Genomic DNA, 6,768 nt, shown 5'->3' on the forward strand with positions numbered 1-6,768 from the left:
CGGAGGGGTGGAGGGGTCAGGTGCCGGCGGCGACCTCGGGGATCAACCCGCGGACGGCTTCGGATTCATCCGACAGCACCACGATGTCGACCCGGCGGTTCAGCTTCAGCTCTTCCTCGGTGACGCCCGGCGCCAGCGGCCGGGTTTCGCCGTGGCCCACCGCAGCGATTCGCGGGCCGGATACCCCACCCTGCTCCACCAGGTGTCGCAGCACGTTGACCGACCGTTCGGTGGACAGCTCCCAGTCGCGCGGCGCAAGGAATGTTTCCGGCAGCTTCGCCGTATGGCCTTCAACCGAGACCTGCCGCCCCGTACTCGCCAGGACGGGACCGACCGAGTCGAGCACCTGACCGGTCCGATCGGTAAGTTCGGCCCGGTCCGGGAGGAAGAACGTTTCGGAGCTGACCAACCGAATGGTGAGGCCCCGTTCGTCCAGCTCAAAGCGCACCGAGTCCTGCAGCTGGTCCTCGAGGAGTCCCTCCTCGATTTTGCGCTGGACCTCGCGGAGATCTTCCACTTCCTGCAGCGCCAATTCCATGTCGGTGAACCCTTCGAGGCCCTTGTCGATCATGTCGGCGGGCACCACCACGCCCTCGGCGGTATCCACGGCCGCCATCTCGACTTGCCCGAAACCGGTGGCCAGTGAATTGCGCAGCTGCTCGAACTTTGCCTGGTCCACGGTGGACATGGCGAAGAGCACGATGAACAGGCACATCAAGACTGTGACCATGTCGGCGTAGGAGACGGCCCAGCGTTCGTCGACGTGGAACTCTTCAGGCGGCTCGGCCTTCCTGCGGGGCCTGCTCATGCTGCTTTGTTCTCGGCCTTCTCTTTAACGCCCTTGGCCGCCTTGCCCGGGGGAACCAAGGCGGTAAGGCGTTCAGTGAGCAGCATTGGCTGAGCACCTTCCTGGATGGCCATGATTCCTTCGAGCTGAAGGTTCATCCGGTCGACCTCTAGTTCGTTCAGGCGACCGATGCGGCTGCTTATCGGCAGCCAGATGAAGTTCGAAGACAATAGGCCCCAGAGGGTTGCGACGAAGGCGGCCGCGATCATGTGGCCGAGCTCATCCGGCTTGTTGAGGTTCTCCAGGACATGGGTCAGGGACACCACGGTGCCGACGATGCCGACTGTCGGGGCGTATCCACCCAGGGCGGCGAAGAACTTCGAGTTGCCCCGGCCTGTCTTGTTCTTGGTGGCAATCTCGTCTTCCATCATGGTCCGGAGGTCATCTCCTTCGGTGCCGTCTGCGATGTTCTGCAGTGCCTTCTTCAGGAACGGGTCCTTGGCCTCGTTAGCGTTTTGCTCTAGGGAGAGCAGACCTTCGGACCGGGCTGTCTCGGCGAAGCCAACCAGCTCCTGGACAGTCTCCTCAAGTTTGATCTTGCTGCCTTTGACTGCGGGGCCGACGGCTTTGAACGCCGAGATGGTGTCCTTCATGGTGAACGAGGCCAGGCCGATGGCAATGGTGGCGCCGAACACAAGGATCATTGGGGCCGGCAGCAGGACCGACTGGACGTGAGCGCCCTCCAGGAAGATCATCGCGTAGAGGGAGCCAAACGCGAGCAAAATGCCGATGATTGTTGCCGGATCCATGGGCTACTTTCCTGTTGGGTGACGAGGGATGGCGGCGAGCTTGGCAACCGGCCGCGGGGTATCCGGCAGATCCCAGGCCATGCGTAGTACTGAGGCGCGGTACCCGCGGATGATCTCAATCATATTTTCGAGCGGCTCGCACACGATCACGAAGGATCCGTCCACCATGGACAAGGTGGTGTCCGGGTTGGCGTGGATCTTCTCGATCAGATCGGGGTTGATCGCGAACTGCGACCCATTCAGGTGCGTGACGACGATCATCGGCCGGTTCCTCAAGGTTTGGGGCCGTCGCCGGCCGTTTGTATTACATATCGACGGCCCCGACCCTTTCGTAAGGGTTCGGGGCCGTCGTTAGTGCTGTTTCAGCTCAGTGGGGGCCGAAATTTTACCGCTTCAGATTGGACAGTTCCTGCAGGACCTCATCCGAGGTGGTGATAATCCGGGCGTTCGCCTGGAAACCACGCTGCGCCACAATCAGGTTGGTGAACTCCTGGGACAGGTCAACGTTGGACATTTCCAGCATCCCGCCTGCCACGGATCCCAGGCCGTCGGCGCCGGGTGCGCCCACCGCTGGGTCGCCGGAGTTCACGGTGGCGCGGTAGGACGACGAACCGGTCTTCTCCAGCCCGCCGGGGTTCACGAAGTTGGCCAGGGCAATCCGGCCGAGGGGTTCACGGCCGCCGTTGCTGAAGGCGCCGATCAGGGTGCCGTCCGGTGAGAGGGTGAACGATTCGAGGGTGCCAGCTGACCGGCCATTCTGCTCCGCCAGGGAGATGGTGGACAGTTGGGCCACCCCGGTGACCTCGGTCAGGTCGACGGCGATGCCGCCGACGTTCAGCGTGCCGCCGGTGGCGACGTTTCCGTCGGCGTCGAACGTCAATGCGCCGTTTCCGGTTTGAGCGCCATCCGCACCGGCAACGTCCCAGCCGGCCCCAGTCTTCGTGAAGGTCAGGGTCAGGGTACGTGCCTCGCCGGTGGCGTTGAAGACCTCGACGTCCTGGATGATCTCGGTGCCATCAGCGGCGTCCGAGGGAAGGTTCCCGACGGCGCCCGCGGTGGTGGTCTGCGCGGGAGCGGACACGGCCTCCCGTGGCACGGTGATGTCGCCGATCGCACCGCCAGCCACCGCACCGTCGACCGCACCCCAGCCCTGGACGATCGCGCCGTCGGGCGAGACCAGCCGGCCGGCGGCGTCGAAGTCGAAGGACCCTGCTCGGGTGTAGGTGGTTTCACCGCCGGACTGGGTGACGAAGAACCCCTCACCGGCGACCATCATGTCCGTGGCCCGGCCCGTGGCCTGCGCCGAACCCTGCGCGAAGTTGGTGGAGATGCCGGCCACCTGGACGCCGAGCCCGATCTGGGCCGGGTTGGTTCCGCCCGCCGCCTGCTGAGGGCCGCCGGCTCCCTGGGTGAGCTGGGACAGGGTGTCCTGGAACTGGGCGGAGGACGCCTTGAACCCGGTGGTGTTGACGTTGGCGATGTTGTTGCCGGTGACGTCGAGCATGGTCTGGTGTGAGCGGAGGCCGGAAATTCCGGAGTAGAGCGAGCGCAGCATGGGATGGCTTTCGGAGAGAGGAGTGTGTCAGAGGGTTTCGGCTGCCGGCATGACTACACCGGAAATCTGGTCGAGTGGAATGGTGGCGTCCCCCACGGTGACGGTGGGGACGGGGCCGGCGAAGGAGACGGCGGTGGCCGAACCGACGATGGTGTCGCCGGCGTCGTCGGTGTAGCTGATCTCTTTCCCCAGCAGTGTTGAAGCTGATGTCCGCATCTCCAGGAAGAAGTTCTCCTCGATGGTGCCGGTCATTTCAGTGATTTTTTCCATCATGGCCAGCTGGGTGGTTTGCGAAATCATCTGGTTGGTGTCCATCGGCGAGCTGGGGTCCTGGTTGCGGAGCTGGCTGACCAGCAGCGACATGAAGACCTCGCTGTCCATGGCCTGTTTGGGGCTGCGCTGAACCTGCTCGCCCTGGAAGGTGGGTGTCGCGGCCTCGACCGCTTCGATTGGCACGTGATTGGTCCTTTGTTAGGCGAGCAGGTCGAGTGTTGATCGAGTCCAGGCCGGTCCTCCGCGACCGGGAGGCAAGTCATCAGGTGGGGCGGAATCCGACGACGTAGCGGGCGGAGCTGGTAGGGCTGTGGAGCGATCCCGTCTTGCTGCGTCCTGGCCGTCCGGCTCGCCGGCGGCAGGCCCTCCATCGTCCGCGGGGTCCTTGGTAGAGACGTCGAGGCTCGAGGTCATTCCGGGTGCGGCGAGGTCGCGTCGCAGCTCCGGCAGGATGCCGCGCAGTGCCTCCCGCGCGGCATCCGTGGGGGCGAATAGTTCAACGCGCATACCCTCGGCGGTCACTACAGCCCGCACGGTTACCGGACCGAACTCATCCGGCGCCACCCGAACGGTGATGAGGTGCTCCCCGGGTGCTGCCGCGGTCAGGCTGAACACCGGTTTGTAGAGCTGGGTAGCCAACGGGACTGGCTGAGCTGCGGGAGCCGGAAGTGCTGGAGTTGCTGGTGTGGCGGTCTGGGATGGCGGCGTTGGCTGCACAGTGACGGGCTGCGCGGCGGGGTTGCCGGCAGCCTGGTCAGGCTGAGCCTCCATCGACGCCAGCTTCTCCCCGTCAGCGCCCGAACTGCGCGCCGCCGATGGCTGGGCCGATCCCACCGGGCCTGCCTGATGACCGGGGGCAGCCACCGGGGGCGCGGCGGCAGAACCTGTGGGGGTGGAGAGACTGGCACCCGAGGAGGTGGTAACCGCGGGAACGGCTGCGCCCCCGGCCGTAGCTCTCGTGGCAGGAGGCAACACGGCTGCGACCGTCGAGGGGTGTGTGGCGCTAGTGGCAGCAGCGACAGCGCTGACCACGGGCGCGTCCGTCAGGTGCGGCTGGTCCGGGTTCGGCTGAAGCACAGTCTGCTGGGCCGCCTCCGGCTGGGCCGGGTGCGGCTGGTCCGGGTTCGGCTGAAGCACAGTCCGCTGGGCCGCCTCCGTTGCGCCTGAAGCTGGGTTTCCGAGAACTGAGGCAGACCCAGCAGCATTGAGCGCGGAGTCGTCCACTCCCACCGGCGATGCAGCGTCAGCCGGGTTCGTCTCGGTGGGCACGTCGGCCGACGACGCCTCGATGCGTCCACCGCTAAACGAAGCCGCGAGGAAGGCCGATGGGGTCTGCGGCAGGGCCGCCGCGGTAGCCTCCGAAGCGGTCACATCAGCTGAGGTTGAGGGTGCAGCAGGCGCAATGACAGTGGGTTTCAGTTCCGGGGTCGTGGCAGGAGTCTGCGCCGGCTCAGCTGAAGACCCCACTGTGGCGAGGCCGACCGGCGGGGTAGGACCGGGAGTGGCCCGGGATCCGGCGCCCGGCCGAGTGATCGTGCCATCCAGCAGGTCGCGCGCCAGTTTCAGGGCGGGCGCAAAGGAGGCGCCGCCGTCGGCCTGTGCCTTGACCGCCGACAACGCCCCCTTGGCGGTTGGCCCGGTCACCGTCGTTACTGCGCCGCTCACTATTGCCGGCCCGAGATGAAGGCAGCCTGCGCGGCGGCCACCACATCGGCCAGCGCCGCGCCGTCGGCGGGGGCCGCTGACGCGGCTGCGCTGGCCGAGTCAGTGGGAACGATCCGGCGGATTGCGTCAAGGTTGCCGTCGTTCTCCCAGGCATCACGGACGGTGATGGTCTTACCCGGCTGCGGTGCATCAATCACCTTGTTATCGCCCAGATAGATGGACACGTGCCCTCCGTCCAGGCTGAACAACAGGTCGCCCGGCTGAGCCTCAGCCAGGGAGGGCACCTCAGTTCCCATCTTCATCTGGTCCCAGGTCACGCGGGGCAGTTCGATACCCAGGTCCCGGTACACCCGCTGGGTGAAGCCGGAACAGTCCATCCCCACCGCAGGGTCGGTGCCACCCCAGACATAGGGCACGCCAACGTAGCGGTTCGCCGCGGTGACGACGTCGGAGCTGGTCGCTTCGCCAGTGGCCATGGGCCTTGCGGGGGCCGCGACAGCCGACGCCGGAGCGACGGCTGGGGCTGCCGACGCCGGCGTGGTGGCTGGGGCTGCCGACGCCGGCGCCGTACCCGCCGCGGCGGCTGCGAGCGCATCAGCGAATGCGCTGCTTGGCCCGGCGGACGCGTTCGACGCCGACCCGGAAGCGGGTGCACCTGCTCCGGCCGGTGCGGTGGGTGCCGTGACCGGGGTTGAAAGCCTCATCAGTGTCGACTGGATCTGCTGGATCCGGCCCACGGTGTCGACCATTGTCATGTCTGTTTTCCTCTCGGAGGCCGCGCGTTGGTGGCGATTTCGTCGAGCACCAGCTGCTCGGTTCGGAGGTCTTCCACCTGCACGGCTGCGGTGTGGCGTTCCTCAAGTTTTTCCAGGCTGATGGTGCGGGCTCGGGCGGCGCTGAACTCTGCCTGCGCTCGATCCAGATCCGCCCTGGACCGGGTTTCGAGTGCCTCAAGCTCGCGCAGCATGCTGCGCGATGAGGCACGTGCTGCAGCAACTGCGGAGAGCGCCTGAGCGGAATCGACCCGGCTGAGCGATCGGTCGAGAAACCCCATTGTGGCCCCACGGTCGGCCTCGCGGGCCCGCACTGCGGCGTTGGCCGCAGCCAGCTCACCAGCTGCCTGATCCTGGTGGATCCGCCGGAGACGCAGCAGGCCGGCAAGAGGGAACGCGCGGGCCATCACGGCGCACCCAGCAGTCTGATTAGTCGATCAAGCTGCTCCCAGGTTTGGGCACCTGGCGTCTGCTGGGTCATCGACTGCTGAAGGAAAGAGTTGATGGCGCCCTCATGGTCGATTGCCGCATCCACCAGGGGATTCGTGCCTCGCTGGTAGGCGCCGACGTCCAACAGATCCTGCACCGACCGTCGCGCGGACAGCACCTTACGCAGGTGCGCGGCCGATCGATTGTGCTCGGGGGTGTTGACCCGGGAGGCAACCCGGGAGATGGAACCCAACGCGTCGACCGATGGAAAGTGGCCTGCGACCGCTAGCTTCCGGTCCAGGACCACGTGGCCGTCCAGGAAGGAACGCGCCGAGTCGGCGATTGGCTCATTGTGGTCGTCGCCGTCCACCAGGACGGTGTAGATGCCTGTCACTGACCCTCGCTCACCGGTGCCCGCCCGCTCCAGCAACTGTGCCAGCAGTGAGAAGGTCGACGGCGGGTACCCGCGAGTGGCTG

8 protein-coding genes and 1 pseudogene are annotated in these 6,768 nt (G+C 66.2%); all 9 read right to left on the bottom strand.

Features of this window, described 5'->3' with window-relative positions:
- Positions 1 to 16: 16 nt before the first annotated feature.
- A complete protein-coding gene (locus Y703_RS0105770; protein WP_026551952.1) occupies positions 17 to 808 on the bottom strand; it encodes an OmpA/MotB family protein in 792 nt (263 codons plus the stop codon).
- The gene (locus Y703_RS0105775) at positions 805 to 1,596 is read right to left on the bottom strand and encodes a motility protein A (RefSeq protein ID WP_026551953.1); all 792 of its coding nucleotides are present in this window, start codon (positions 1,594 to 1,596) and stop codon (positions 805 to 807) included. The genes Y703_RS0105770 and Y703_RS0105775 overlap by 4 nt, the downstream gene beginning before the upstream one ends.
- 3 nt (positions 1,597 to 1,599) lie before the next feature.
- Positions 1,600 to 1,857 (bottom strand): flagellar FlbD family protein, encoded by a 258-nt coding sequence (locus Y703_RS18215; protein ID WP_051427341.1) that lies wholly within the window; start codon positions 1,855 to 1,857, stop codon positions 1,600 to 1,602.
- A 124-nt stretch (positions 1,858 to 1,981) separates the two neighbouring features.
- Positions 1,982 to 3,151: a flagellar hook protein FlgE gene (locus tag Y703_RS0105785; RefSeq protein WP_026551954.1), complete on the bottom strand. Its 1,170-nt coding sequence runs from the start codon at positions 3,149 to 3,151 to the stop codon at positions 1,982 to 1,984.
- 27 nt (positions 3,152 to 3,178) lie between these two features.
- Entirely contained in the window at positions 3,179 to 3,607 is a 429-nt protein-coding gene (locus Y703_RS18220) for a flagellar hook assembly protein FlgD (protein ID WP_035764003.1), read from the bottom strand.
- 15 nt (positions 3,608 to 3,622) lie between these two features.
- On the bottom strand, positions 3,623 to 5,089 hold the full coding sequence (locus Y703_RS0105795; RefSeq protein ID WP_026551955.1) for a flagellar hook-length control protein FliK: 1,467 nt from the start codon (positions 5,087 to 5,089) through the stop codon (positions 3,623 to 3,625).
- Positions 5,089 to 5,844: a C40 family peptidase gene (locus tag Y703_RS0105800; protein ID WP_026551956.1), complete on the bottom strand. Its 756-nt coding sequence runs from the start codon at positions 5,842 to 5,844 to the stop codon at positions 5,089 to 5,091. The genes Y703_RS0105795 and Y703_RS0105800 overlap by 1 nt, the downstream gene beginning before the upstream one ends.
- Positions 5,841 to 6,269, bottom strand: coding sequence for a flagellar FliJ family protein (locus tag Y703_RS0105805; RefSeq protein WP_026551957.1), 429 nt, complete (start codon positions 6,267 to 6,269; stop codon positions 5,841 to 5,843). Before Y703_RS0105805 ends, Y703_RS0105800 begins: the two co-directional genes overlap by 4 nt.
- Positions 6,269 to 6,768: pseudogene (locus Y703_RS18225) on the bottom strand (EscN/YscN/HrcN family type III secretion system ATPase); the annotation flags it as partial. The gene Y703_RS0105805 and the pseudogene Y703_RS18225, both read right to left, overlap by 1 nt.

The organism is Arthrobacter sp. H20 (assembly GCF_000520515.1).
In the GTDB taxonomy this organism is placed as follows: domain Bacteria; phylum Actinomycetota; class Actinomycetes; order Actinomycetales; family Micrococcaceae; genus Arthrobacter_D.

Excerpts from the sequence above, each read along its gene's own strand:
- Y703_RS18215 (WP_051427341.1), bottom strand. The coding sequence starts at position 1,857 with ATGATCGTCGTCACGCACCTGAATGGGTCGCAGTTCGCGATCAACCCC.
- Y703_RS0105805 (WP_026551957.1), bottom strand. The coding sequence starts at position 6,269 with ATGGCCCGCGCGTTCCCTCTTGCCGGCCTGCTGCGTCTCCGGCGGATC.
- Y703_RS0105785 (WP_026551954.1), bottom strand. The coding sequence starts at position 3,151 with ATGCTGCGCTCGCTCTACTCCGGAATTTCCGGCCTCCGCTCACACCAG.
- Y703_RS0105770 (WP_026551952.1), bottom strand. The coding sequence starts at position 808 with ATGAGCAGGCCCCGCAGGAAGGCCGAGCCGCCTGAAGAGTTCCACGTC.
- Y703_RS0105800 (WP_026551956.1), bottom strand. The coding sequence starts at position 5,844 with ATGACAATGGTCGACACCGTGGGCCGGATCCAGCAGATCCAGTCGACA.
- Y703_RS0105775 (WP_026551953.1), bottom strand. The coding sequence starts at position 1,596 with ATGGATCCGGCAACAATCATCGGCATTTTGCTCGCGTTTGGCTCCCTC.